The organism is Xenorhabdus siamensis (genome assembly GCF_037996745.1).
GTDB classification, from domain to species: Bacteria; Pseudomonadota; Gammaproteobacteria; order Enterobacterales; family Enterobacteriaceae; genus Xenorhabdus; species Xenorhabdus indica.
Genome location: NZ_JBBMXE010000017.1, coordinates 117,984 through 144,643, shown reverse-complemented (window position 1 = coordinate 144,643; position 26,660 = coordinate 117,984). Strand labels below are relative to the sequence as shown.

Below are 26,660 nucleotides of genomic sequence, written 5' to 3'. Positions count from 1 at the left end.
CAGCATAACCGGAATGTGACAGGTTATGCCGGAAACAATCGGTAGAAACTATAGCGGAAACTACACGGCTTTTTTCATTTCCGGTATATCAAATGCTCTGCGTAATCTGTTGACAAACTCAACATCTTCACAAATGGTTTTTCCAGGGCTGTCAGATAGCTTAGCTACTGGTTTACCATTGCATTCAACCAGTTTAATCACGATATTCAGCGGTTTTATGCCCGGAATATTACAGGTCAACCGAGTGCCAATACCAAACATGACATTGATTCGCTTGTAAAAATGTTGATAGAGAGCCAGGGATTTTTGCAGATCCAGACTGTCCGAAAATACTAACGTTTTGGTCAGTGGATCGATACCCAGTGATTGGTAATGTGTAATCGCTTTTTCACCCCATTCGATTGGATCGCCGGAGTCATGGCGCAGACCGTTATAAGCAGTAGCGAGGGATTTATCAAAATCCCGCAGGAATGCATCCATCGTAATACAATCTGTCAGGGCAATACCTAACTGCTCTGGATATTCACTTAACCAAGTCTGTAATGCTGCCCGCTGGCTGTTAGCGAGTTCAGGGCTGATTTGCTGATGTGCCTGAAACCACTCGTGAGCTTGTGTGCCGAGAGGTGCCAGATCCAGTTGTTGTGCCAGTTGGTAGTTACTGGTGCCAATCAGATAAGGGAAGCACTCTTTCAGCTCCTTAACGATGGCATATTGCACTTCATGTGAAAAACGACGTCGAGTGCCGAAATCCATCAACTTGAAACCAGACAAATCGATATTTTCTGCTGCGGCGTCTTGATGGAACAGCTCAATTAACTTTCTGAGCTGACTAACAGCCACTTCCGGTTTTATTTCAGGAGAACGATGACGGTGAACCAGTTCACTAATTAAGGCAAGCAGTGGGACTTCCCATAGGATAACGTCACGCCATAAACCTGAAATTCTGATGGCTAACTGTCCCTTATCAGTAACAGAAACTTCGACTTGTTCTGGGTTAAAACGAAAAGTTTTGAACCAGTCCAGATAATCTTGTTTAAAGAACGGTAAACTGGAAAGATACTCAGCTTCGCGTTCTGTCAGGGCTAAATCGGCCATCATATTAATTTGATGACGTAATTCCTCGGCATATTCACCGAGTAGCTCATCACCACGACAACGAAATTCTGCAACAACAGGAATATCGTTGTAATGGTGGTACACCGCTTGCTGCATATGAAATTTATAAGCATCGGTGTCAAGCAGTGATTTGATAATCGGGGTAGCGTCTAAAGTCATGGCGCGTCAAGCATCCTCGCGGAGCATTTGTGTCTGCTAAATCGATAAAGTCGGAAGAGTATACCGCGATTATTATGTTATTAAAGCCACATAATCACATATATTTTTCCGGACAATAGAGATTAAGGTTGATCAATTTATAGATGATATCATGTTAAATACAATATGAGATGACAATTAGCACAAAAGCACCAATATTCTGGTTACATCATTTGCACCTTTATTTAATAAATGATTAACATTCGAAAAAAGAGATTTCAAGATTGAAAGGACGGGATCTCTGTGGCAGCGTTAGCTTCTCAGTCTAGTAATGAAAAAGGTTTCTTATGACACAACAACGGCTTGTTAAACATCGTCTGGATTATAAAGCGCCAGATTACACTATTACAGATATTGAGCTCGATTTTGTTCTGGATGCCGATAAAACAATTGTAACGGCAACCAGCCAGGTAAAACGTCTGATTAATGACATTACACCACTCATCTTGGATGGGGAAAATCTCACACTGAAGAGTATTCATATCAATGACATAGCGTGGGAACATTATCAGGAGCAGGGTGGTAAATTAATCATAGAACAATTACCCGCACAGTTTACTCTGAAAATTGTTAATGAAAACCATCCATCTGCTAACACTGCACTTGAAGGGTTATATGTGTCAGGTGATGCTCTGTGTACGCAGTGTGAATCGGAAGGTTTTCGTAACATTACTTATTATCTGGACAGACCGGATGTACTGGCCCGTTTTACGACCCGTATTACCGCAGATAAGTCTAAATATCCTTTCTTATTGTCTAATGGTAACCGCGTTGAGCAGGGAGAGCTTGATGATGGCCGCCATTGGGTGAAGTGGCAGGATCCATTCCCGAAACCTTCTTATTTGTTCGCGTTGGTGGCGGGGGATTTTGATGTCTTGCATGATACTTTTATTACCCGTAGTGGTCGTGAAGTTGCTCTGGAGCTGTTTGTAGACCGGGGTAATTTGGATCGGGCCGATTGGGCCATGACATCACTGAAAAACTCCATGAAGTGGGATGAAACTCGTTTTGGTTTGGAGTATGACCTTGATATTTACATGATCGTCGCTGTTGATTTCTTCAATATGGGGGCGATGGAGAATAAAGGGCTGAATATCTTTAACTCCAAATATGTATTAGCTAAAACTGAAACGGCAACAGACAAGGATTATCTCGGCATTGAGGCCGTGATTGGCCATGAATATTTCCATAACTGGACGGGAAATAGGATCACTTGCCGTGACTGGTTCCAGTTAAGCCTGAAAGAAGGGCTGACGGTATTTCGTGATCAAGAATTCAGTTCTGATTTAGGTTCACGCTCTGTTAACCGCATTAATAATGTGCGTGTTATGCGCGCAGCACAGTTTGCTGAAGATGCCAGCCCAATGGCGCATCCTATCCGCCCTGATCAAGTGATGGAGATGAATAATTTCTATACGCTGACAGTCTATGAAAAAGGCTCGGAAGTGATCCGAATGATCCATACCTTGCTGGGTGAGGAACAATTTCAAGCGGGGATGCAGCTTTATATTCATCGTCACGATGGTAGCGCAGCAACCTGTGACGATTTTATTCAGGCGATGGAAGATGCTTCAAACGTTGATTTGACATTATTCCGTCGTTGGTACAGCCAATCCGGTACGCCGATAGTGGCTGTCCGCGATGAATATGATGCAGAAAAACGGCAATATACTTTGCATGTCAGTCAGATGACACCACCAACTGCCGATCAGAAAGAGAAACTGCCACTACATATTCCGCTGGATATTGAGTTGTATGATGAAGATGGTCGGGTGATCCCACTGTGTCGTGATGGTCAGAGGGTTCACCATATCCTGAATGTTATCAATGCAGAACAATCATTTATATTTGATGATGTTCCGGCACAGCCGATTCCTTCTTTATTACGTGAATTCTCGGCACCAGTGAAATTGGATTATCCATATAGTGATACCCAATTGGTGTTCTTAATGAAGCATGCACGTAATGAATTTTCCCGTTGGGATGCCGCACAAGCGCTGTTGGCTAATTATGTAAAACTGAATGTTGCCCGTTATCAGCAATCTCAGCCAATAGAATTACCAATGCATGTGATTGATGCATTCCGTGCGGTGTTGTTGGATAAGGATATCGATCCTGCCTTGGCCGCTCTGATCCTGACATTGCCATCTGAAAATGAAATGGCAGAGTTGTTTACGGTAATTGATCCACGGGCTATTCATGAGGTGCTTTATGCCATCACACGTAGTCTGACTAATGAAATGGTAGATGAGTTCGCTGCTATTTATCACAGTATTCATACAGGTGTATATCGTGTGGATCACCAGGATATTGCGAAACGAGCATTACGCAATATTTGTCTGCATTATTTAGCATTTATTGAAGATAAGGGGCAGGCAGATAAATTAATCGCTGCCCAATATTATCAGGCTGATAATATGACGGATACTATTGCTGCATTATCTGCGGCGATGGCGGCAGAATTGCCTTGCAGTTATCAACTGATGGATGAATTTGATCAACGTTGGCATCAAGATGGTTTGGTTATGGATAAATGGTTTATTCTTCAAGCCACTAGCCCGGCGTTTGATGTACTTGATAAAGTTCGTAGCCTGATGAAGCATCGTTCTTTCAGTCTGAGTAATCCAAACCGGGTTTATTCGTTGCTAAGAACTTTCTTTGCCAATAACGCAGTAGCATTCCATGCTGAAGATGGGCGTGGTTATCAGTTCCTGAAAGAAGTATTGACTGACCTGAACAGCAGGAATCCACAAGTGGCGTCACGTTTGATTGAACCGTTGATTCGTTTAAAACGTTACGATGAAAAACGTCAGGTGCTAATGCGGGCTACCTTAGAAGAATTGAAAGAGTTGGAAAACTTATCTGGTGACTTGTTCGAAAAAATCACCAAGGCACTTGAAAGCTGAGTTATGATATTTTCCTCCGGCAACAGCCGGAGGATATTTTGCTGTTCAGATCTTCTTCTATCGATAACTTGTTAACATAGCGAGGTGTTAATACAGCTATTTGTTAATACAGAAGTACACTGAAAAATATCTTCTTTGCTACGTTTACATTTTGCCAGGATCTCTTTAAGATGCTCCGCGCTTATTTCACTGTCACCATGACCTGTCATTATGCTTGCAGGAGATTGCATGTATTATTCTCTTCTAAAAAAGGCATTGTTCCAGCTTGATCCGGAACAAGCACATGAACTTACTTTCCGCCAGCTTAAACTTGTTACCGATACTCCTTTCGAATTCCTCATCCGTCAATCAGTTGCTACTAAGCCCGTCACTTGTATGGGATTGTCATTTAAAAATCCTCTTGGTTTAGCCGCTGGTCTTGATAAGAATGGTGATTGCATTGATGCGTTTGGTGCGATGGGCTTTGGTTTTGTTGAAATTGGTACAGTAACGCCACGACCGCAAGCCGGGAATGATAAGCCGAGGTTATTCCGCGTTGTTGAAGCGGAAGGCATTATTAATCGGATGGGCTTTAATAATCTTGGCGTCGATAATCTGGTCGAGAATGTCAAAAGAGCAAAATACAACGGAATTATCGGAATTAATATTGGTAAAAATAAAGATACACCAGTAGAAAATGGTAAAGATGATTATTTGATTTGCATGGATAAAGTTTATCCTCATGCAGGTTATATTACGATTAATATCTCTTCACCTAATACACCGGGCCTGAGAACATTACAGTATGGTGAAGCACTGGATGATCTCTTGTCTGCGATTAAAAATAAACAAAGTGAACTACAACAAAAATATCAAAAGTACGTTCCCGTTGCTGTAAAAATTTCGCCAGACCTGACAGAAGAAGAATTAGTAAAAATCGCAGATAGTTTAATGCGTCATCACATTGATGGTGTTATTGCGACTAATACCACATTAGATAGAAAGATTATTGCAGGATTGAGTCACTGTCATGAGGCTGGTGGTTTGAGTGGTCGCCCTGTACAACTGCACAGCACAGAGATTATTCGACGTCTTTCTCAGGAATTAAAAGGTGAAATACCAATTATTGGCGTTGGTGGAATTGACTCTCTAGTTTCTGCCAGAGAAAAAATGGAAGCAGGAGCTTCATTGATTCAGATATTCTCTGGATTTATTTATAAAGGGCCAAAGTTAATCAAAGATATTGTCAATTATATCTGAGTATTCGCTGCAATCTTGTATTGAAGGTTTTGTATTGGGGGTTTATTTCTGACCCCAATTCGTCTATATTTTGTCTGGCAGATTAATCTTTTATCAATTCTTTTGAATCTCCATGATGGTGGTGCTTATTTTTAAACAAGTAAACTATTTTGAGTATAAAAGGGTAAGCAATGAGAATTAGACCTGATGATAAGTGGTGCTGGTATTTTGATGCCGAGCATAATCGTGTCATGCTCGATCTTGCTAATGGTATGGTTTTTCGTTCCCGTTTTCCTGCCAAAATGTTGACTATTTATGCAACCACGATGAAAGAAAGCTGTTTTTCTGTCGATGATGCAGCACTTTATTATACTTTCGAAGAATATTCCCGCCGCATTAATATTGCACCAGAGCTCAGGGTTGAATTAGCGCTAAATGGATTAGTTGCGTTTCGCTTTATGAAACCACAAATGCCAAGAAGCTGGTATTTTTCTGTTTTTTCTTTAATGACTAAACCAGAGCAAGGAGAAATTGTTCAGGTGCGTTTACAAAACGATGGAACAGATATTCTGTTTATGGTTGCTGAAGCTGGAGATAGTGCCAGCGTATGCTTATTAGTGCAGCAAAAATTAGATCTCGGTGATCGCGTGATGAATTTTTGTGATCCGATCAAAATAATGAATGATCGTTTAATGCCTTATATTGAACCCGCCCAGGCGCCAATATATGACGAGGTAATCTAACGTTATTATATTATGGGAAGACAACAAATTAACTTTATAGCTTATAAATATTGATCTATATCTACATCAATCAAGGGCTGATTTTCCCTCTCTTTCACTATCTTAATTAATATCTGATCATCGAGAGCCTCCGACATTTTTTCGTACAGTTCCGCAGTAACACAATATGCAATAACACAATACGCAGTAACACATAAAAAACAGGTTGATTTTTGTTCAGGGTGAGCAATCTTATGACATGTTGCTGGTATTAGCTATAATGGCAGCAATTTTTTTGGTGGTACATTTCTTGGTAAATAATAGTCTTGGTGAATAATAGCATGAACTCTCTCTTTGCCAGCACGGCACGTGGACTGGAAGAACTGTTAAAAAACGAACTGGAAATACTGGGTGCGCAATCCTGCAAGATTGCCCAAGGTGGGGTTCATTTTAAAGGTGATGAACGAGTGATGTATAAAAGCCTGCTCTGGAGCAGACTGGCATCCCGAATCCTGCTTCCGCTTAATGAATTCAAGGTATACAGTGACCTGGACCTATATCTGGGAGTTCAATCTATTGACTGGACTGAGATTTTTTCAGTAGATAGTACATTTTCAGTCCATTTCAGTGGTACAAATGAAGAAATCAGAAATACACAATATGGCGCTCTGAAAGTAAAAGACGCCATTGTTGACTGTTTTATGCGCAAGATAAAGCAGCGTCCTGATGTTGCTAAACAGCAACCGGATGTGCGTATTAATGTCTTCCTGAATAAAGAAAAAGCAACTGTCTCCCTGGACTTAAGTGGCGACGGGTTGCATATCCGTGGTTATCGTGATTTGGCCGGACAGGCCCCTTTAAAGGAAAATTTGGCCGCAGCGATTGTTTTGCGTTCTGGTTGGAATGCGGGAACGCCGATGGTTGATCCGATGTGTGGTTCAGGAACGTTATTGATTGAAGCGGCAATGATAGCGGCAGATTGTGCTCCTGGTTTACGCCGTCAACATTGGGGATTCACTTCATGGTTGAAATTCAATGAAACAATCTGGCGTGAAGTTGTCACGGAAGCGCAGGTGCGTTTCCGAAAGGGACTGCAAGAAACGACTTCCCGCTTTTTTGGTATAGATATTGACCGTCGGGTTATGGATATGGCGCGCTCAAATGCCAGAAGAGCGGGTGTTTCCCAATTGATCCAGTTCCAGCAGGGAGATGCAGGTAAGCTGGAAAACCCATTGCCGGAAGGGGTAACAGGTACAGTATTAAGTAACCCGCCTTATGGAGAACGTCTTGAGAGTGAGCCTGCACTGATTGCTTTACACAATGTATTTGGCCGGATCATGAAAAGCCGTTTTTCGGGCTGGCGCTTATCTCTATTCAGTGCTTCACCAGAATTGTTGAGTTGCCTGCAATTGCGGGCTGAACGTGAGTTTAAAGCGAAAAATGGTCCTTTGGATTGTGTTCAGAAAAACTATTTTATCCAGATAAACTCTTCCATTCAGAAAAACGATCAGTTATCAGACAAACCGCAATCACTGGATAGCGGTATTGCTGAAGATTATGCGAACCGTCTGCGTAAGAATGAGAAGAAGCTGAGTAAATGGGCTAAACAGCAGGGTATTGATTGCTATCGGTTATATGATGCAGACTTGCCGGAATATAATGTAGCAGTTGATCGCTATGCTGATAAAGTTATTGTTCAGGAATATTCACCACCTAAATCTGTTGATGCCAATAAAGCGCGTCAACGTTTATTTGATGTAATCAGCGCAACAATGGATGTGCTCGGATTGCAATCTAATCAGCTAATCCTGAAAACCCGTCAGCGTCAGAAAGGCAAAAATCAATATGAAAAACTCGCTGAAAAGAAAGAATTCTTTTTAGTGAATGAGTATGGGGCGAAATTCTGGGTTAACTTGACAGATTATCTGGATACAGGACTATTTCTCGATCACCGCATTGCCCGGCAGAAATTGGGAGAAATGAGTCAAGGGAAAGATTTTCTTAACTTATTTGCCTACACTGGTTCAGCGACCGTTCATGCCGGATTGGGAGGAGCGCGCTCGACGACCACAGTGGATATGTCCCGCACTTACCTTGAGTGGGCTGAGAAAAACTTGCAGGTAAATGGCCTGACGGGGCGTCAGCATCGTTTGATTCAGGCTGATTGTTTGGGTTGGCTTGCGCAGACACGTGAACAATTTGATCTGATTTTTATTGATCCTCCGACATTCTCCAATTCCAAACGTATGGAAGAGACATTCGATGTCCAACGTGATCATATTACCTTAATGAAAGAGCTGAAACGCTTGCTTCGTCGGGGCGGAACTTTAATGTTCTCCAACAATAAGCGTGGTTTTAAAATGGATTTTGTGGAACTTGAGAAGTTAGGTCTGGTTGCAGAAGAAATCACAGAAAAAACTTTATCTCAAGATTTTGCCCGTAACCGCCAGATCCATAATTGCTGGTTGCTGCGTCACGTTGGCGAGGAAAAATAATATTATGTCATTGATTAGTTTATCTGGTGCCTGGTTATCATTCAGTGATGCGCCGTTATTGGATAATGCTGAGTTACATATCGAAGAAAATGAGAGAGTGTGTCTGGTTGGCCGCAATGGGGCAGGGAAATCTACCTTATTGCGTGTACTGTCGAAAGAACAGATGCTGGATGACGGGCAAGTTATCTATGAACAGGATCTGGTTGTTGCCCGTTTGCAACAAGATCCTCCTCGTGATGTAGCAGGAACCGTATTTGATTTTGTTGCCGAAGGAGTGAAAGAGCAGGCGGAATATATCAAAGCATTTCATCACACTTCGCGTTTGGTAGAAACAGATCCCAGCGACAAAAACCTGAACCGATTGGCGGAATTGCAGGAAGTGTTAGATATTCGCGGTCTTTGGTTACTCGACAGCCGCATTAATGATGTATTAAAACAGCTTTCTTTGCCTGCTGAAGCGAAATTATCTTCTCTGTCAGGAGGTTGGTTACGTAAAGCCGCTTTAGGAAGGGCTTTGGTCAGTTCACCAAAAGTGCTTTTCCTTGATGAACCAACTAACCATCTTGATATTGATACGATTGAGTGGTTGGAAAATTTCCTGAAAGATTTTAATGGCAGCTTAGTTTTTATTTCCCATGACCGTTCGTTTATCCGCAGTATGGCGACTCGAATTGTCGATTTGGATCGTGGAAAACTGATTTCATGGCCGGGAAATTATGATAAATACCTTGAAGGCAAAGAAGAAGCTTTACGGGTTGAAGAACTACAGAATGCTGAATTTGATAAAAAACTGGCTCAGGAAGAAGTTTGGATACGTCAAGGGATTAAAGCACGCCGTACCCGTAATGAAGGGCGGGTAAGGGCATTGAAAGCATTGCGTGCAGAGCGTTCTGAGCGCCGTAATGTTATTGGCACGGCAAAAATGCAGGTCGAAGAGGCGACACGCTCCGGTAAGATTGTGTTCGAACTGGAAAATGTTAATTACCAGATTGGTGATAAGTCATTAGTTAAGAATTTCTCGGCTCAAATTCAACGTGGTGACAAAATTGCTTTAGTCGGGCCGAATGGTTGTGGCAAAACGACATTATTGAAATTGATGTTGGGAGATTTGTCGGCAGATAGTGGTCAGATCCATTGCGGAACAAAACTTGAAGTCGCTTATTTTGATCAGCATCGTGCAGCCCTTGATCCAGACAAAACAGTGATGGATAACCTTGCCGAAGGTAAACAGGAAGTGGTAGTAAACGGGCGACCACGTCATGTTTTGGGTTATCTGCAAGATTTCCTTTTCCATCCTAAACGGGCAATGACACCCGTCCGGGCACTTTCGGGTGGTGAACGTAACCGCCTGCTGTTAGCGCGTTTGTTCCTGAAACCCAGCAATTTGCTTATTCTTGATGAACCTACCAATGATCTCGACGTTGAAACGTTGGAGTTACTGGAAGAACTTGTGGATGGTTATAGCGGTACAGTGATTTTGGTAAGCCATGATCGTCAGTTTGTTGACAATTCAGTAACAGAATGTTGGATTTTTGAAGGTAATGGAGAAATCAACAACTATGTGGGTGGATACTTTGATGCTCAGCAGCAACGGGCACAAACAGTCTCTTTACGCCAGTCTTCTATGAAAAAGGAGAAAGTGGAAACCAAACCGGTTAAAGCTAAGGAAACGACGAAACGTTCAAATAATAAGATAAGTTACCATTTACTCAGAGAGTTAGAACAACTACCATCATTATTGGAAACGTTGGAACAAGAAATAGAACAGCTACAAATTCAGGTTAGTGATCCAGAATTTTTTAATCAATCACACGAAATCACACAAAACGTGTTGCAGAAACTGGCAGATAAAGAGCAAGAATTAGAAAAAGCTTTTGATCGCTGGCAGGAGCTGGAAATGATGAAAAATGGATGATATTTGCTGCATATATATCCGATAGTGTACAAATTGCCGCTAATACAGCGGCAATTTATAGGGCTAAAATAAGAAAAAAGCGGCATTGATTTGTTACAGGAGAGGTACTTTGTGTTCTGACAATCATCAGCATGACAAACTGGTTTTATGCTCCCAATGCGATATGCTGGTGGCCTTACCTGACCTGGAGGAAGGAAATAAGGCTGTTTGTCCACGATGTGATACTTTACTGACTGCAAAATGGAAAGAACCACGTAATCAACCGACAGGTTATGCAGTAAGTTCATTATTAATGTTATTTCTTGCTTGCCTGTTTCCTTTCGTTAGCATGAATGTTGCCGGTATTGTTAATGAAATTACTCTGACAGAGATCCCAGAGGTCATGTTCAGTGAAGATTATTCGAGCATAGCTGTATTCTTCTTGATCTTTGTGCAGCTTGTGCCTGCATTCTGCATGGTTTCCATTATCCTTTTATGCCAGAACATTAAAATAGCGCGTCGGCTAAAAATTGAGTTGGCACGTATTTTGTTTCAGATGAAAACCTGGTGTATGGCAGAAATCTTTTTAGCCGGGGTGCTGGTTAGTTTCGTTAAGCTTATGGCTTATGGCGATATTGCGGTTGGTCTGAGTTTTCTGCCCTACTGTTTTTTTTGCCTGTTTCAGGTCAGAGCGTTCCAATGTCTTGACAGATATTGGATTTGGAATGATATAGAATCTGCACCCAAAGTGTGTATGCCTCTGCAAGCGGGTAAACCCGGTTTAGTTCAGGGCATCAGATTGTGTCAATGTTGTACTGCTATTTTGCCTGCTGAACAACATCAATGTCCTCGTTGTCACTCAAAAGGGCATGCTCGACGTCACTATAGTCTTCAATGGACTATGGCACTATTAGTCACATCAGCCATACTTTATATTCCAGCGAATGCATTGCCGATCATGGTGACTCAGACGTTAGGAAGTCACATTAACTCAACCATTTTGGAAGGCATTATTTTGCTCTGGAGTACTGGCTCTTATCCGGTTGCTCTGGTTATTTTTATTGCCAGTATTATGGTGCCTGTGCTGAAAATGTTCTCTATCTGTTGGTTATGCTGGAACGCTAAACGTCATGGCAGATATAACTCGGAAACTATGCATTTGATTTACGAAGTGGTGGAATTTGTTGGGCGCTGGTCAATGATTGATGTTTTTGTTATTGCTGTCTTATCGACATTAGTACGCATGGGGCAGTTCATGAGTATCTATCCTGCAACAGGAGCAATATTATTTGCTTTGGTGGTGATTTTGACAATGTTTGCGTCAATGACATTTGATCCACGCTTAACCTGGGATAAAGCTAATAAGAAATTTGAGTTACAGAAGAATGAGGAATCATAAGGTGACGGATAAAGAAGAGAAGCTGACTCAGGCCAGGATCAGTAAACTTAAGAGTTGGTCACCTATATGGATCGTACCGATTGTTACTGTGCTTATTGGAGCCTGGATATTATTTTATCACTTTAGCCATCAAGGGCCCGAAGTCACTCTGATAACGTCTAATGCTGAAGGTATTGAAGCCGGAAAAACGAAAATAAAAAGCCGCAGTGTTAATGTTGGTGTGGTTGAAAGAGTGTCATTAAGCGATAACTTAGGCGAAGTGATTATCAAAGCGCGCTTAAATGATGGTATGGAGAGGTTATTACATAAAGATACTGCATTCTGGGTCGTAAAACCTCAAATTGGTCGTGAAGGAGTTTCTGGCCTGAGTACCTTATTATCTGGAGTATTTATTGAATTACAACCCGGCAATGAAGGTAGTGAAGAAAGAAAATTTTCATTACTAGATGCACCACCTTTGGCATCGCCTGATGCCAAAGGTATTCGGTTAGTTTTAACCAGTGAGAAAGCCGGAAGATTATCTCCCGGTGATCCGGTTTTATTTCGTGGATATCGTGTTGGTTCAGTGGAAACGAGTACTTTTGATCCTAAATCTCGCTTAGCCAAGTATCAGATTTTTGTTAATGCTCCTTATGATGGACTACTGACAACTAATGTCCGGTTTTGGAAAGACAGCGGTATTGCTTTTGATGTTTCTTCGCAGGGGCTGAGAGTTGAGGTAGCTGCATTATCGACTTTATTTGCCGGAGGTGTGAGTTTTGACGTGCCGAAAGGATGGGATTTAGGTAGTCCAGTTAAAGAAAAAGAAATTTTTAGACTTTACGATAATGAAAAAAATATCGAAAACTCACTTTATACAGAACACAGAGATTTCTTACTCTTCTTCTCTGATTCGGTCAGAGGATTGCAACCGGGAGCACCTGTCGAATTTCGTGGTATACGAGTAGGAACAGTAGCAAAAGTTCCTTTTTATACTGATGGGATCAGACAGCGTCTTGATAGCGATTTTCGTATTCCTGTCTTAATTCATATGGAACCTGAACGGTTCGAGAAAGAAATTGGTGATGGTTTTTATACAGATAAAGAGTTGGAAGAAATTATTTCCCGTGGTTTAAGAGCTTCTTTGAAAACAGGAAACTTACTGACAGGGGCACTGTACATTGATCTGGATTTTTATTCCGATGAGAAATCATGGAAAGGCCCGCGAAAACTTGCCAGTTATGAAATTTTACCAACCATAAGTGGTGGATTAGCTCAAATTCAGCAAAAAGTTATCATGGCTCTGAACAAAATTAATCAAATGCCAATTGAGCCAGTCTTTATTCAGGCAACGCGAACGTTAGAAGAGAGCCAGAAAACAATCAAGGCAGCACATAAGACCATGAATGAGTTAAATAGCATTCTTGCAAGCAAAGAAGCTCAAAATCTCCCCAAAGATATACATAATACGTTGAATGAATTAAATCACAGTATGCAGGGTATTCAGCCAGGATCGCCAGTTTACAACAAACTGGTGGATAATATGCAGCGCCTGGATCAGGTCTTGCGCGAATTGCAGCCAATATTGAAGACGCTGAACAATAAGAGCAACGCATTGGTATTTGAAGCAGAAGCAACTCCAGATCCAGAACCCAAAAAGGCGCGTAATTAATGAAAAAGTTGATGTTAAGATTGGCTCTTTTAATTCCTGTCAGTTTTTTGATTATGGGAAACCTATTAATTTCGGGATGCAGTAGTAGCCAACCGAAAAAAATTTATTACCAATTACCTGCTTCAACAATAATTTCAGAGGTAAGCAGGATAGATACCAATCAAGAGCGTCAGTTATGGGTAAAAAGGGTACATCTCGTTGATTATCTCGCATCATCTGGCATAGTTTATCAAACGGGAGATGTCACTTATAGTGATGCCTCAAATCACTTATGGGCGAGTCCACTGGAACAACAATTACAACAAATTTTAGTTAATCAGCTCAGTTTTGCATTTCCACAAAGGTTGGTTTCTGATCAACCAATAGAGGAGAATGCTGATGCACTGGATGTCACAATAACAGCTTTTCATGGGCGATATGATGGGCGGGTGACTATTCAGGGATATTGGGTCTTATCTAAACAGAAAGACGCGATTAAGCGAGCATTTAACTTAGAACTGAAACAAACGAAAGATGGTTATGCGGAATTAGTGCGCACTTTGGCCGCGGGTTATAATCAGTTGACTCAGTCTATTGTCAGTCAGATAGCTTCACAAGGTTAATCAATTATTCAGAGTAATAAGGTTATTTGATTATCAATTAATTGAGTTTGCTTTGCTGTTTTTTATTCTGTATTTAGCTAACAACTCAGCTTAAGAAAATCACCTCTGCACAATTAGCGGAGGTGATTGCCATAGATGGAGGAATTGGTAAGTAATACAAGAATATCAAAAATTACTGGTATCTTTGAATATGCCGACTTTCAGATCGGTTGCTGTGTAAATAAGTTTACCATCCACTAATACTTCACCATCAGCCAGACCCATAATAAGTTTACGGTTAATAACACGTTTAAAATTAATGCGATAAGTGATTTTTTTAGCTGTTGGTAACACTTGTCCTGTAAATTTTACTTCTCCAACACCAAGTGCACGACCTTTGCCTTCACCACCAAGCCAGCCCATGAAGAAACCAACAAGTTGCCACATTGCATCAAGGCCAAGGCAACCAGGCATAACGGGGTCATTGATAAAATGGCAACCAAAAAACCACAGGTCAGGATGAATATCGAACTCAGCTTCGATATACCCTTTATTATAAGTGCCACCGTCTTCTGTCATCTTAATGATGCGATCTATCATTAACATATTGCCAGAAGGGAGTGGTGGCCCATTCTCACCAAATAACTGACCTTTTCCAGAGGCTAGAAGTTCTTCTTTCGTGTAGGACTCTTGTCTTTTAAACATATTTTGAAATAGCCTTATCATTGGGTAAGGCTAAAGAATAGCGTACAGTTGTACGCTGAACAACTCCGATCAGATATAGGTTCACTAACCCAACCAGCGTAAAAACCAAGGTAACTTAGGACGTTCTTGATTATTCACTTGTGTAATACGCTCGTATATCATAGCTAACAAGTGTTCTTTTTGTGCATCATAGTAAGGAATGCCGGTCAATAATGAAGCGGCTTCGGATACGTGTTCAACAGCCCAAATATGGAATTTGCCACTTTTCACAGCGCTAACAATATCCTGATGCAGGCATAGGTGTTGTACATTGGCCATTGGAATAATTACACCTTGTGAACCGGTCAATTCACGGCAGTTGCACACATGGAAGAAACCTTCAATCTTTTCATTAACGCCACCAATTGGTTGCACAAAACCAAATTGGTCTACGGCGCCTGTGACAGCGATTTGCTGGTCAATAGGTTGTTGTGACAGGGCACTGATTAATGCACATAATTCTGCCAATGAAGCGCTGTCCCCATCAACTTCACCGTAGGATTGCTCAAATACAATCGAAGCAGAGAATGGCTGTGGTTGATCCAGTTTCAATTCAGAGATCAGATAAGCCTGCATGATCATCATGCCTTTTGCATGAATATTGCCACCCAGTTCAACCTTACGCTCTACATCAATAAATTCTCCATCGCCTAAATGGGCAACACAACTGATACGAGAGGGTTCACCGATGGGATCTGGATAGCCCGGATATTCAAGTACGGATAATCCGTTAATTTGACCAATAACAGCACCTTGAGTGCGGATCCGTATTTGGCCTTTCAGGATTTCATCTATACTACGCTCAGCCAAATATGCATGGCGCCAACGTCGATTCTCTTCTGCCTGTTGCAGAGAATGGAGTGTAATCTGATTTTCCTGCTGATAATTGGCTGCCGTTGTCAGTTTTTGGCTCAACCACTGGATATCTAAAGGCAGGCTGAATTGATCTTCAGTATAGCGGATAGCTTGTCTGAGTAATTCTGGCCATGCATCGGCACTCAAAGATGGGAGTTTTTGTTGTTGAATGAGTCCGTTGACATAGCGACACCATATTGCCAGATCTGCTTCTTCATGGAATGGCATATCCAGTTCAAATTCACTGTATAAAGCGTTACTTGCCAGTTCTGGTTCGATTGCGTGTAACTCTTCAAGGCTCAACCGATCTCCTACAAGAATCAGATGTAAATCTAACGGAATTGAGGGAATTGGCAGAGGCAAGGAACGATGCTCATCATGTGATAACCAATCAAAACGGCGCTGAATGATCATCTGCTTGAGGCGAACCCACATTAGTGGTTGGGATAACAGAGTGCGCAGAGGTAGAATTAGGACTCCACCATTAACGTGATGAATAAGCCCTGGTTGTAACTGAAGCACACCTTGATGTGTATAAATATTGCCAAACAATTGTTCCGGTTCAATCCATTCACGATAAGCAACACGCTGATTTGGTGAGAAAGGGCCTTCACCAGACGGGTGCCACGTGATGGTTTGGTGTTCAATCTGATAGTAGCCTCCAACATTGGGACGATTTTCTGGTAATAATGCCGAAACTGTGTCGGACAAAAGAGCCAGATAGGCATCACTCTCTTCTGCTTTTAGCAACATAAAAGATTGACGTAAGTTGGCCTGACAAAAAAGTGTTAGTCCATTATGCAATCTGGGTTGAATTGCTTCTATAGTAATAGTAGACAATTCAGCAACAGAATTGAAAAGTGCTTGATAAGGTGCACTGTCTGGCTGTAATGACTGCCAGTCTAATTTTAGATTCGTCAAAGTGATAGCTACATGTAATGAAAAAAGAAACATTTATTATACAAGATTAAGCAGTGAACCAACATGTTATAATCTTTGAAAAAGATAATATTCGTGCTAACTCATTAACTGCCCATAAAATATTTCAGTATCTTGTGTTGTTATGAGCAATTTAGATAAATAATTGCTATGCTTAATTTAAGTTACGCTGTCACTGAGAGATGAAATGAAATATCAACAATTGGAAAATCTGGAATGTGGCTGGAAATGGGCTTACTTGGTAAAAAAGCATCGTGAAGGTGAGCCAATTACTAAATATATTGAAAAAAGTGCTGCTCAGGATGCGGTTAGTGAATTACTGAAACTGGAACGAGAACCTGTCAAGGTAATGCAATGGATATCACAGCACATGAATCAAGATTTATCCAATCGCATGAAACAAACCATTCGGGCGCGACGTAAACGTCATTTTAATGCTGAACATCAGCATTCGCGTAAAAAGTCTATTGATTTGGATTTTTATGTCTGGCAGCGCCTTTCAAATCTCTCCCAGCGCCGAGGTAAGACGTTATCAGAAACAATAGTGCAACTATTGGAAGATGCCGAATATAAAGAAAAATACACTCACCAGATGTTGAGCTTGAAACAGGATTTGGTTGCTATTTTAGGGAAATAAATCCAATAAAACCCCATGCGTGAACATGGGGTTTGCACTTTTATCATTACTAATGAGCCTATTACAGAGATACTTTGGATTGAGTCTGATTAATTTCCTGAGTACCTTGAATATTGATGATTACCCGGCGGTCTGGGGCCAGGCAATCAATCAATTTAGTGCGAGCTTTGATGTTATTACATGCTGACCCAGTAACAGGATCTTCTTTACCGCGACCTTCAGCTTGAATACTGTTTGCAGGGATACCTTTAGCTACCAGATAGTCTACAACGGATTGGGCACGTTTTTGAGACAGGGGCAAATTATAGCGTTGACTACCAATACGGTCAGTATAACCGACTACCAAAACATGTCCCTGAGTTGGATCAATTTTCGTGAGTTGGTTATAGAGATTATCCAGCTCATGCTTGCCTTCAAGTTTCAATGTTGATTTATTGAAGTTGAACAGAACATCTGAGCGTAGGGTAAAGCTCTTTTTCTCGATAGCAGGAGTTGGAGCCGGAGTAACAGGTGCAGCAATCAGGGGGGCTTCATCCTGACCAAAACGGTAAGAAATACCAACAGTTAGCAGGCCAATATCTGGACGAGCACCGATAGCGGCCTCCCGACCATCCAGACGTGAGTTACCATCTCCTCCTCGGCCTACTTTTGGGGTCCACTGGTAATCCAAACGAGTTGCCAGATTTTTGGTTAGTGCATATTCAGCACCAATTGCTATTAATGGAGAAATACCTGTGCTACTGGTTTTCACATTTACTTTATCTGTAGTTGGTGACCAACCGGATTGCGGAAAAATTTTGCCCGTATCACCAGGAGAAGGGAGATCTTCTTTATTATAAAATATTCCACCTGTATAAGATATGTCTTTAGAATTATAATGGGCTGAGGCCCTTGAATGCCATACTATCCCCCCCAGGCGGGTATAAACATCTAAATCATTCGTAACTGGAACGCTTAATTTTGCTGTCAACTGGACACCCTGAGCACGAAAATCCCCATTATTGGCAGAGCTTTTATATTTTATGCTTCCTAACCAGTCATAACCCAGTTCGAAGCCTAAATATGGAGTTGCCTGATAACCTATATAAGCTCCAGCACCCAGTTGATTTCTATTTGTCGCATCACCTGTTGCGGCAAACGGCTGGGTGGGGCGGTAATTTGGTTTGCGCTGACCATGTCCCCATCTGTCTATCCACCCTGTTGTTATTGGGTACGATGTTGCTGCATTAGAACCAAAGTCAGTAAATTTTGTCTTATTAAACTGGGACCATCCTAACTTAGCACCAGCATACCAAGTATTCTCTTTGGGAGCTGCTTGAGCAACAGTTGCAAAAGTTGCTACTGCCACTGCGATAGCTGTCTTCTTCATTGTACGCCTCGTTATCATCCAAAAAAGCAGTTAGCCTTAAAAGTCTTATTATTGGCCATTAGTTGAGATATTTAGTTGGGTATACGCACTTCTATCAATAGATAACTCCTGAAATATAAGATTAACAAGTACAACCCCGACTTTGTAAAGTCTACAACGAACTTTAAAACTTACAAGTACACTATGATTCGTGACGCAGATTTTTTAAATATACAATTACAATTGCTAAATATTACTGACGGTAATCTACAATATTTACTGTTATAATACGTTGAATTTTCTTATAAATAAGAGCAGATAATAGTGGCGGGTTGTTTACTATAAAAAATATTGAGATAAATCCTAATTTCATTCAATGATAGTAAGTAGAATGAACTTTTATTGTGCTTGGTAATATCTTGAGTTGGCCGGATAAATTCTGTGGACGCATAATCAAACCTAATGCCGTACCTTTATGAGCTGCCAACTGTAATTTTTGCACTTCATATTCAGATAATTCTGGTAACCATCCTAAAACTACACTGTAATTACCACTTGCTAGTGCTTTCTCCATTGCCTCAAGAGAGGCAATGGGAAGTATTTGGTTTAACTGAACAATTTTACTTAAAGGTAAGCCTGAATTTATTAGCCATTGACGACTTAGTTTCCTATTAGGTGTAATCCATAGTAACCATCTATTTTCATTCCCGGATTGATGTAATAAAGGAAGAAGGGTTTGATAGCTTGGTTATCGTATATTGGTTATCACTATAAATCAATTGCACTCACTATACCTTCTTTACCCTCTTTCACTGACCCCCTCTCAATTGGAATGTAATTTTTGTGTAGGCGAATTTGTCAGATTATCTATTTTTTTATTCTATTACGGTCAATTTTATTCTCAATAAGATATTCCAAAATTAATTGAATATTCATAATTCATTCCACCATGATGTGTGTATATTTATACAGTACTCTGTTGTTTGTCTAAAATCAAGGGTATTTTTTTCAAAGTACTTCGCAAAAATTCATATAAAACAGTTTTTTTCTAACTTAATGATTGGCAGGTTAGAACAGATTGAGTATGGTTTTAATTACTTGTTCTTGTTATCTATTTCATTAATAGCAAACATGGATATAGCACATAAAATATTTAAGCAGGATATAATTCATGGAGTGATAAAAATGTTTTTATCTGAGGCTCGTTTTGATCAATTGGAACATAGTGTATCTTCACTGGGAAAACTTAAAAAGAAGTCTCAATTTGGTGGAGTTGGATTATCAATTGATGGAGTCTTGTTCGCCCTGGGTTCTGAGGGCGAGCTTTATTTACGAGGAAATAGTCATGCAGAGGTATTATTTAAAGTCAGAGGAATGGAGAAGTTTATCTATTTAAAAAGGGGTATTCCAGTGGTTTTGCGGTATTACCGGGTCGGTGAATCACTTTGGCAGGATCAAAAACAATTATTTAAATATATTAACTTGGCTTATCAATGTACATTAGCAGATGTCATCAGCAGGCAGAAAATACCTCTTAGGTTAAAGGATCTTCCCAATTTGGGGATAGCTCTGGAGCGTCAATTATGGAAAGTAGGCATATCTAAAGTAGAAGAATTGCGCGTGTTGGGAGCAAAAGCGGCTTATCTTAAATTGCAACGAAATAGGAAAAAGATGAGTGTTAATGTATTGCTTGCGTTGGCTGGTGCAATAGAAGGTTGTCATGTCGCTGTTTTACCAGAAAAATTACGCCATGATTTGTTGCTCTGGCATAAAGAATTAGAATGAAGTAATTAAAATTATCCTGCATGATAAAAATGAAAAATAGGGGCTATGCTCCTATCTTTCTTTGGCATTAGTGCTTTTCGGTATTAATACTCCGCAATAAGATATAAAAAATTATTGAAGCTATTGATAGTCTGTTGAAAAAAATAGATAGTGAATTTAATGTTTGAAATATTGATAATTTAATTTTATTGGAGTATCTATATGTATTGCTATTTTTTGTATGCCTGATTATGATTTTTTAAATTCTATTTTCAATATAATTGGCGATAATATTATTTCCATTGCTTCTATAATTTTTCTTTCTTTAAGAAAATATTAATCATATTTATGGCTCGTTGTCGTTCCTTTGAGTTATTGATGAATAAGTTATGACACTCTTGTATTAAGCGTATTCCTTCTTTTCAGGTAGATCAACCGGAATATCAGGATAACCATATTCACGGTTCCATAAAAAACCATATTCATTTGAGTAATAATTTTTAAGATAAATCTTTAATTGCAACTGTTGGCTATAGTTCTGTGGAAGCAGAAAAAAGACATTTTTATTCAGTATCATGCATTCGTAAAAAGTCGTTAACCCAGGGTTTGCCAAAACTTTACGGGAACGATGTAGTTTTTGCAGAAAATCCTGCCTTTCAAGGCAACCAATTTTAATATGCGGATGTGTTTGGGCAAATAAGTTTGCCAATTTGTTGATAGTATTTCCACCACCGGCAATAATAATCTTGGGTTCCTGATTTAGACTGGAAGTAGTCAGTAAATCTTGATTAAGTGTGGTGGATATAGGGCCAAAACAAAATGGATCAGCATCAAAAATGATATATGGATTATTTTGTAACATATCATTACCTCGTAAAGAAATATTCATAAATAAAAATAATTCATTATCACATTGTGAAATATGTTGTTTAAGCATGGTATGATTTTTTACGGCAGTTTGAGATTTTGCGAGAACCACCTCACCTTGGTTGAGGCAGGTTTCATTTTATATTTATTAAACAAAAGTGTAATAATTGAATAGGTGATTTTATCATTTAATATTTTTTCTTTTTATTTATTTGTTTTTTTAATGAAATAATCTCTGGCAATAATTCAATCAGTAACACTACCTGCTGTAATACAAGCTGAACTTTATTGTTATCAGAAGTCAGTTGATGACTTCTTTTACTCAAATATTCTGAAATATGCTGAAGAGGCTTATCATCGACTCTGTCTTGCTGTAGTGCAAACTCAACATGATAGATTGCATCATTAAGTATTTCCAGGATGACAGGGTCATTAAGTTTATCGCGATGTGCTCCTAAAGCAGAAATATACCTCAGCATAGTATGGTTAAGACAAAGCAGACGAAATGCCGCCTCCTGAGAGATGCGATGATTTTTGGGTTCTGTTGACATGTTTGAGATCACTGATGCCAGTTCAGCATCGCAATTATGGGCATTACGGCGAGCGACCCGATAATCCAGGCAATTACTTTTTCCCTGATGATATTGCAGCACAATTGCACTGAGATAACGACAATTTGCACTCATAGTGCGGATAATAACATGCGGTAATTGGCGGAATTTCCAGTCAGGCCAGATAAAACTCACTGCCAGTAAAGCAATAACACAACCGATCAGTGTGTCTGTGATTCTGGGTAAAGCGATTTTAAAACCTTCTCCCAGTAAATTAAAACTTAACAGAACCAGCAACGTAATAAACAGGGTTGCATGTGCATATTGAATATTACGAAAAGCAAAAAATAATACACCTGAAATCACGATCAACAATAACTGTCCTTCAATAGAAGGCACAAGGTAGAGAATGGGTAACCCAATCAAAATACCTGCCAGGGTGCCAATAATACGGAAGGCTAAACGACGGCGGATTGCACTATAGTTAGGTTGGCAAACAAATAGGCTGGTCAGCAAGATCCAATAGCCCCGTTGTAAATCAAACAGTTGAATAATCGCATAACCAGTACATAGCAGAGCAGACATACGAACAGCATGGCGGAACAGGGCTGATTTTGGCGTCAGATTGCTGTGGAGCCGAAACCAAATATCGCGCCAACCCGTTAAAGCTTCATCGGATAATTGCGTATCTTCTTGTCTATCATAGCTTTGATTTTCATTACTTAATTTATCAATGTGAGAGCCGCCGTGTGAAATGAAATATTGGTCAGAACTGAGTCCCGCTAATTGAGCATCAATTGCCCGTAAGTTTTTTAGTAAGTTATTGAATGCGTTTATCTTAGTGTTAATTATTTGCTGGTTTTTTAATCTTTCCAGAGAGCACTCAAGATAGTTGAAAGCATTCTCGAAACGTGAACTATGCTGATATTGTTTACGCAGGATAATAGATTGTGAAACTTGCTCACAAGCGTGTGCCTGCATGGACAATAATCATTGAAAACGAAACAGAATATCGCTGTGACGTAACGTTTCTCGCAGTTTTTGATATTGAATGTGGGATGAACTGGCCCGTTCGTGAATATCCTGAACAATAAAATAATAGTGGAGAGTCTTACGGGTTCCCTGTTGTCCTCGATCCCCTTTCAGACGGCTTAATAAAGTTATTTTGGTCATGTTGAGTGTCGTAACTAATGCGCTGTTAGCCATAACAACATCAAATACAGCTTGTTTATATTCTTCTGTTTCAGAATCGGGGTCAAACAGATTCGTTTTGGCGTAAAGGTATGCAGAAAGCTGATGGTAACAACGGGCCAGATTTTCTTGTAATGGACGAATAGGAAACAGTAAATGCCCGGCTAATGTCAACAAGTTATACCAGATTGCACCAGTGAGTAATAATAAAGGTTGCTGATACCAGACAGGAAATATGGATGCACCGAGCATAGTATAAATAGCAATTAATAAAGCACCGAAGGCAATAGTAGCATAACGTTGCCCCAAAGCGCCTAGCAGGATAAAACTACAAGTAGAGATTGCCAGGCCAAAAAAGAAAAGCCAGGGATAAGGAAAAAGCAGAGTGATGGATATGGAGGCAACAAAGAAGGAGATTAAAGTAATAATAAGGTTATGTAAACGGCCGACTAAGCGATCATCCAAATCTGTTAATGCTGCGGCAACGACGCCTAAAGTCAGAGGGATCGTGATTTTGGGCTCTTCCTGCAATAACCAGGGAACGAAAGTCGTTCCTGTTAGCGCAATGAATATACGAATATAATAGAGAACGTGATTGTTATACAGAAAATGGCGGGAGCTGGAAAAAACCGTTAGCACAAAATACTCCTAACAACATTTACATGAGCGGGGAGCTCAACAATTTTCAGGTACGGTGCTACTACAATGGAAATAAAATCAACACAAATTGGTCAACGGCTTGCCCGGCATCCATATAATCGGGTGCGTTTGCTTAATGCTGGCGTTGAAGTCAGTGGTGACAAGCACCAGTATCTAATTCCGTTTAATCAATTAATTGATGTTCAGTGTAAGCGAGGGATTGTCTGGGGGGAACTGGAATTTGAATTACCTGAAGGAAAAGTTGTCCGTTTACATGGAACTGAATGGCAGCAAACACAGCATTTTTACCATTATTTACTGAAAAAATGGCAGATATGGAGCCTCGAAATGAGCGAGATCAGTGCTGAGGTACTGGCTGCCCAGGTAAATAAAATTGACAAAATCAGGCAACAGAACCGTTGGATTAAAGCAGCAGACTTATCTTTAGTACAGCAACAAATCCAGGAAACATTTCAATCCCTCCCTTTACCCTTACAAAGAATCAAACAATTTAAGAATTGCTGTGATAACTATCAGATTTGCCTGGACTGGTTGAATGGAGGAGAAAAAAAATTAAAGCACATAAACCAACAGTGGGTTGATCGTATGTTGGAACAATATGGTGAGTTTTTCCAGTCTGTAGAAAATTCGCCATTCGATTGTTCTCAGTGTCGGGCCGTAGTTAACGGTGAAAAATCCATATTAGTTTTGGGAAGTGCGGGGAGTGGGAAAACCGCTGTTCTAGTTGCGCGTGCTGGATGGTTATTATTACGTCAACAGGCACTTCCTGAACAGATTTTATTACTCTCTTGTGGGCATCAATCGGCTGATGAGATAAATAAACGTATTCAGTTACGTTTGGAAACAAAAGAGATAAAAGCGCAAACATTCCATGAGCTGGCACTTAATATTATTCAGCAAGCGGGTAATCATGCTGCCAAAATCAGCGAATTAGAAACTAATACTCAGAAACGCCGTGATTTTCTCATTCGGGAATGGCAAAAACAGTGTAATGAAAAGAAAGCACAGGCAAAAGGTTGGCGGGAATGGTTGGAGGAAGAGTTGGGCTGGCAATTGCCGTATGGTGAGTACTGGCATGATAAACAAGTGCAGACTCGTTTATCCAGTCGTTTGGAACATTGGCTGGGGCTAATAAGAATGCACGGTGGCAACCAGAAAGAGATGATTGAGCAAGCCTCATCTGAATATGCTAGCCTGTTTCAAAAACGTATACGCCTTATGGCCCCTTTATTGAAAGCCTGGAAATTAGCATTAAAAACAGAAGGAACGATGGATTTCTCTGGTTTGATCCGTCAGGCAGTGAATATTCTGGAAAAAGGGCGTTTCATTAGCCCGTGGAAACATATTTTGCTGGATGACTTTCAGAATATTTCTCCATTAAGCTCCAGTCTATTGGCAGCACTGAGAATACAGAATAAACAAAGCTATCTATTTGCTGTTGCAGATGATTGGCAGAGAATTTATCAAATTAACGGTACAAAACTGACTTTTAATTTTGCCGAAAAGGTTTTCAGTAAAAGCATTCCTGATGGAGATATTTTTGACGAAATTACTGAATGTATTTTGGATACCACTTATCGTTTTAATGATCGTATTGGTGAAATTGCCAATGGATTTATCCAGCGGCATCTCTGTCAGGTGAGCCATTCACTCAGTAACTTAACTCCTCGTAGTTTAATGAAAGGAAATAAAAGATCAGTTGTAATTTTGCCGGAAGAACAGTTGGAAGCATTACTGAACAAAACGAGTGGTTATGTCACCAATGAAGAGACTATTTTGTTATTGGCTCGTTATCATTACCTTAAGCCTGAGTTATTGAAAAAAGCGTCTACCCGTTGGCCGAATTTGCATATTAAATTCATGACCATCCATGAATCCCAGGGACAACAGGCAGATTACGTAATTATCTTAGGATTACAGCAAGGTCAAGATGGATTTCCTGCATCAGAAAAAGGTTCCGTATTGGAACAGGTATTATTGCCACAACTTGAAAAATTTTCTGATGCAGAAGAGAGTTACCTTTTGTATGTTGCACTGACAAGGGCAAAAAAACAGGTATGGTTGATGCAGGATCTGAAAAAACCATCGTCCTTTATTCATCAACTCTCTCAATTGGGTGTTTCGAGCCAGCGTAAACCTTAAGCTGTCGGGAGAGGGAGCTGTCTCTTTCCTTATTACTGGCAGAAAGCAAGGGATTAGACGTTGTCATGGATCGCTGCTCAAAAATTGAAACTCCTCGTTTAGGATTGAAAAAATAAAGAAGGCGATGTTCGCTTTTGTTTCACCGCCTGTCCTTACCAGAATTGTTAAAAATCGTGTTCAGTAAATAGAAAAGACTTGTATTAATTTCTTAACCTTGGGGCTAATAGCTGGCTGCGGATAGACTCAGCTAACTCATCCAGAGAAGGATGCTCTGGGTGATCATCTGATATCTCGTAAGTCAATTGTGCCTCTGCCAAATAGGTGTGAACGGGTTGTCCATCATCACCTTCCATCACAACGTGATACCACGGAGCTGAACGTAAAGTTGCATTAGATGCAATATCATTTTCCTGCGGTTGTTCTAAAGAATATTCAGCATCAATATCTACAACAACACCCAAATAGCCTAGCAACTTATGCCTTACTTGCTGGCCGATACCGAATTTGCTGGCGATCATCATAGTCACCTCCAGAGAAACCTTGCAATCACTCTTATATAAGGGCAGAAAGGTAAATTTCAAGCGCACACCCGGTAACCGGAATCTTGCATGCAGGATAGTATGTGATCACCATCCCATAATTCAGGTTAGCTGTTGTGTATATAAAATACAATACTAAAAGTGGTCTTAGTATGCCAAAGTTATTATACCCAATAGATCCCAAACTGTTACTCAAGAAAAAATAAACGCACTTTCGGCAAAATACTCTATTAAGGGGTTGGG

The 26,660-nt window shown here is 40.3% G+C and carries 18 protein-coding genes and 2 pseudogenes; 11 read left to right on the top strand and 9 right to left on the bottom strand.

The annotated features are described in order from the left end of the window. Positions 1 to 60 precede the first annotated feature (60 nt). A complete protein-coding gene (pncB, locus tag AAC852_RS17250) occupies positions 61 to 1,275 on the bottom strand; it encodes a nicotinate phosphoribosyltransferase (RefSeq protein ID WP_340622052.1) in 1,215 nt (404 codons plus the stop codon). A 326-nt stretch (positions 1,276 to 1,601) separates the two neighbouring features. On the opposite strand from pncB, the gene pepN reads away from it, so the two are divergent. From pepN to AAC852_RS17235, 3 genes are all read left to right on the top strand, one after another. After that, a complete protein-coding gene (gene pepN, locus AAC852_RS17245; protein WP_340622051.1) occupies positions 1,602 to 4,220 on the top strand; it encodes an aminopeptidase N in 2,619 nt (872 codons plus the stop codon). 228 nt (positions 4,221 to 4,448) lie between these two features. Then, positions 4,449 to 5,459, top strand: coding sequence for a quinone-dependent dihydroorotate dehydrogenase (pyrD, locus tag AAC852_RS17240; protein ID WP_340622050.1), 1,011 nt, complete (start codon positions 4,449 to 4,451; stop codon positions 5,457 to 5,459). A 170-nt stretch (positions 5,460 to 5,629) separates the two neighbouring features. Continuing rightward, complete coding sequence (locus AAC852_RS17235; protein ID WP_340622049.1) at positions 5,630 to 6,181, top strand: cell division protein ZapC; 552 nt, start codon at positions 5,630 to 5,632, stop codon at positions 6,179 to 6,181. Between the two features lie 41 nt (positions 6,182 to 6,222). Here the strand turns inward: AAC852_RS17235 and AAC852_RS17230 are convergent. After that, positions 6,223 to 6,348, bottom strand: a pseudogene (locus AAC852_RS17230) (type II toxin-antitoxin system Phd/YefM family antitoxin); the annotation flags it as partial. Positions 6,349 to 6,501: 153 nt separating this feature from the next. On the opposite strand from AAC852_RS17230, the gene rlmKL reads away from it, so the two are divergent. The 5 genes from rlmKL to pqiC all read left to right on the top strand — a co-directional run bounded on the left by rlmKL (position 6,502) and on the right by pqiC (position 14,201). After that, entirely contained in the window at positions 6,502 to 8,655 is a 2,154-nt protein-coding gene (rlmKL, locus tag AAC852_RS17225) for a bifunctional 23S rRNA (guanine(2069)-N(7))-methyltransferase RlmK/23S rRNA (guanine(2445)-N(2))-methyltransferase RlmL (protein ID WP_340622048.1), read from the top strand. Positions 8,656 to 8,659: 4 nt separating this feature from the next. Further along, positions 8,660 to 10,570 carry an ABC transporter ATP-binding protein gene (locus AAC852_RS17220; RefSeq protein ID WP_340622047.1) on the top strand — a complete coding sequence of 637 codons (1,911 nt, stop codon included), beginning with the start codon at positions 8,660 to 8,662 and terminating at the stop codon, positions 10,568 to 10,570. Between the two features lie 109 nt (positions 10,571 to 10,679). Next, positions 10,680 to 11,948, top strand: a complete 1,269-nt coding sequence (pqiA, locus tag AAC852_RS17215) for a membrane integrity-associated transporter subunit PqiA (RefSeq protein ID WP_340622046.1) — start codon at positions 10,680 to 10,682, stop codon at positions 11,946 to 11,948. Position 11,949: 1 nt separating this feature from the next. Further along, the gene (gene pqiB, locus AAC852_RS17210) at positions 11,950 to 13,599 is read left to right on the top strand and encodes an intermembrane transport protein PqiB (RefSeq protein WP_340622045.1); all 1,650 of its coding nucleotides are present in this window, start codon (positions 11,950 to 11,952) and stop codon (positions 13,597 to 13,599) included. 53 nt (positions 13,600 to 13,652) lie between these two features. Continuing rightward, on the top strand, positions 13,653 to 14,201 hold the full coding sequence (pqiC, locus tag AAC852_RS17205) for a membrane integrity-associated transporter subunit PqiC (protein ID WP_340622084.1): 549 nt from the start codon (positions 13,653 to 13,655) through the stop codon (positions 14,199 to 14,201). A 165-nt stretch (positions 14,202 to 14,366) separates the two neighbouring features. Here pqiC and fabA read toward each other — a convergent pair whose 3' ends face one another. Further along, the gene (fabA, locus tag AAC852_RS17200) at positions 14,367 to 14,885 is read right to left on the bottom strand and encodes a bifunctional 3-hydroxydecanoyl-ACP dehydratase/trans-2-decenoyl-ACP isomerase (protein WP_340622044.1); all 519 of its coding nucleotides are present in this window, start codon (positions 14,883 to 14,885) and stop codon (positions 14,367 to 14,369) included. A gap of 84 nt (positions 14,886 to 14,969) precedes the next feature. After that, positions 14,970 to 16,700 carry an AAA family ATPase gene (locus AAC852_RS17195; RefSeq protein ID WP_340622043.1) on the bottom strand — a complete coding sequence of 577 codons (1,731 nt, stop codon included), beginning with the start codon at positions 16,698 to 16,700 and terminating at the stop codon, positions 14,970 to 14,972. A gap of 205 nt (positions 16,701 to 16,905) precedes the next feature. Here AAC852_RS17195 and matP point away from each other — a divergent pair, with 205 nt between their 5' ends. Beyond that, positions 16,906 to 17,355 carry a macrodomain Ter protein MatP gene (gene matP, locus AAC852_RS17190; RefSeq protein WP_340622042.1) on the top strand — a complete coding sequence of 150 codons (450 nt, stop codon included), beginning with the start codon at positions 16,906 to 16,908 and terminating at the stop codon, positions 17,353 to 17,355. Positions 17,356 to 17,416: 61 nt separating this feature from the next. Here matP and ompA read toward each other — a convergent pair whose 3' ends face one another. Both ompA and AAC852_RS17180 read right to left on the bottom strand, forming a co-directional pair. Beyond that, the gene (gene ompA, locus AAC852_RS17185; protein WP_340622041.1) at positions 17,417 to 18,724 is read right to left on the bottom strand and encodes a porin OmpA; all 1,308 of its coding nucleotides are present in this window, start codon (positions 18,722 to 18,724) and stop codon (positions 17,417 to 17,419) included. Between the two features lie 352 nt (positions 18,725 to 19,076). Beyond that, entirely contained in the window at positions 19,077 to 19,385 is a 309-nt protein-coding gene (locus tag AAC852_RS17180) for a SulA-like leucine-rich domain-containing protein (protein WP_340622083.1), read from the bottom strand. Positions 19,386 to 19,888: 503 nt separating this feature from the next. Here AAC852_RS17180 and AAC852_RS17175 point away from each other — a divergent pair. Then, the gene (locus AAC852_RS17175) at positions 19,889 to 20,488 is read left to right on the top strand and encodes a TfoX/Sxy family DNA transformation protein (RefSeq protein ID WP_340622040.1); all 600 of its coding nucleotides are present in this window, start codon (positions 19,889 to 19,891) and stop codon (positions 20,486 to 20,488) included. Between the two features lie 382 nt (positions 20,489 to 20,870). Here AAC852_RS17175 and AAC852_RS17170 read toward each other — a convergent pair whose 3' ends face one another. Together AAC852_RS17170 and yccS are read right to left on the bottom strand one after the other, a co-directional pair. Next, entirely contained in the window at positions 20,871 to 21,404 is a 534-nt protein-coding gene (locus AAC852_RS17170; protein WP_340622039.1) for a hypothetical protein, read from the bottom strand. Positions 21,405 to 21,522: 118 nt separating this feature from the next. Then, a pseudogene (gene yccS / locus AAC852_RS17165) lies at positions 21,523 to 23,715 on the bottom strand (YccS family putative transporter). A 66-nt stretch (positions 23,716 to 23,781) separates the two neighbouring features. Here yccS and helD point away from each other — a divergent pair. Then, positions 23,782 to 25,878, top strand: coding sequence for a DNA helicase IV (gene helD / locus AAC852_RS17160; protein ID WP_340622038.1), 2,097 nt, complete (start codon positions 23,782 to 23,784; stop codon positions 25,876 to 25,878). A 200-nt stretch (positions 25,879 to 26,078) separates the two neighbouring features. Here helD and hspQ read toward each other — a convergent pair whose 3' ends face one another. Continuing rightward, the gene (gene hspQ / locus AAC852_RS17155) at positions 26,079 to 26,399 is read right to left on the bottom strand and encodes a heat shock protein HspQ (RefSeq protein WP_176551317.1); all 321 of its coding nucleotides are present in this window, start codon (positions 26,397 to 26,399) and stop codon (positions 26,079 to 26,081) included. Between the last annotated feature and the right edge of the window lie 261 nt (positions 26,400 to 26,660).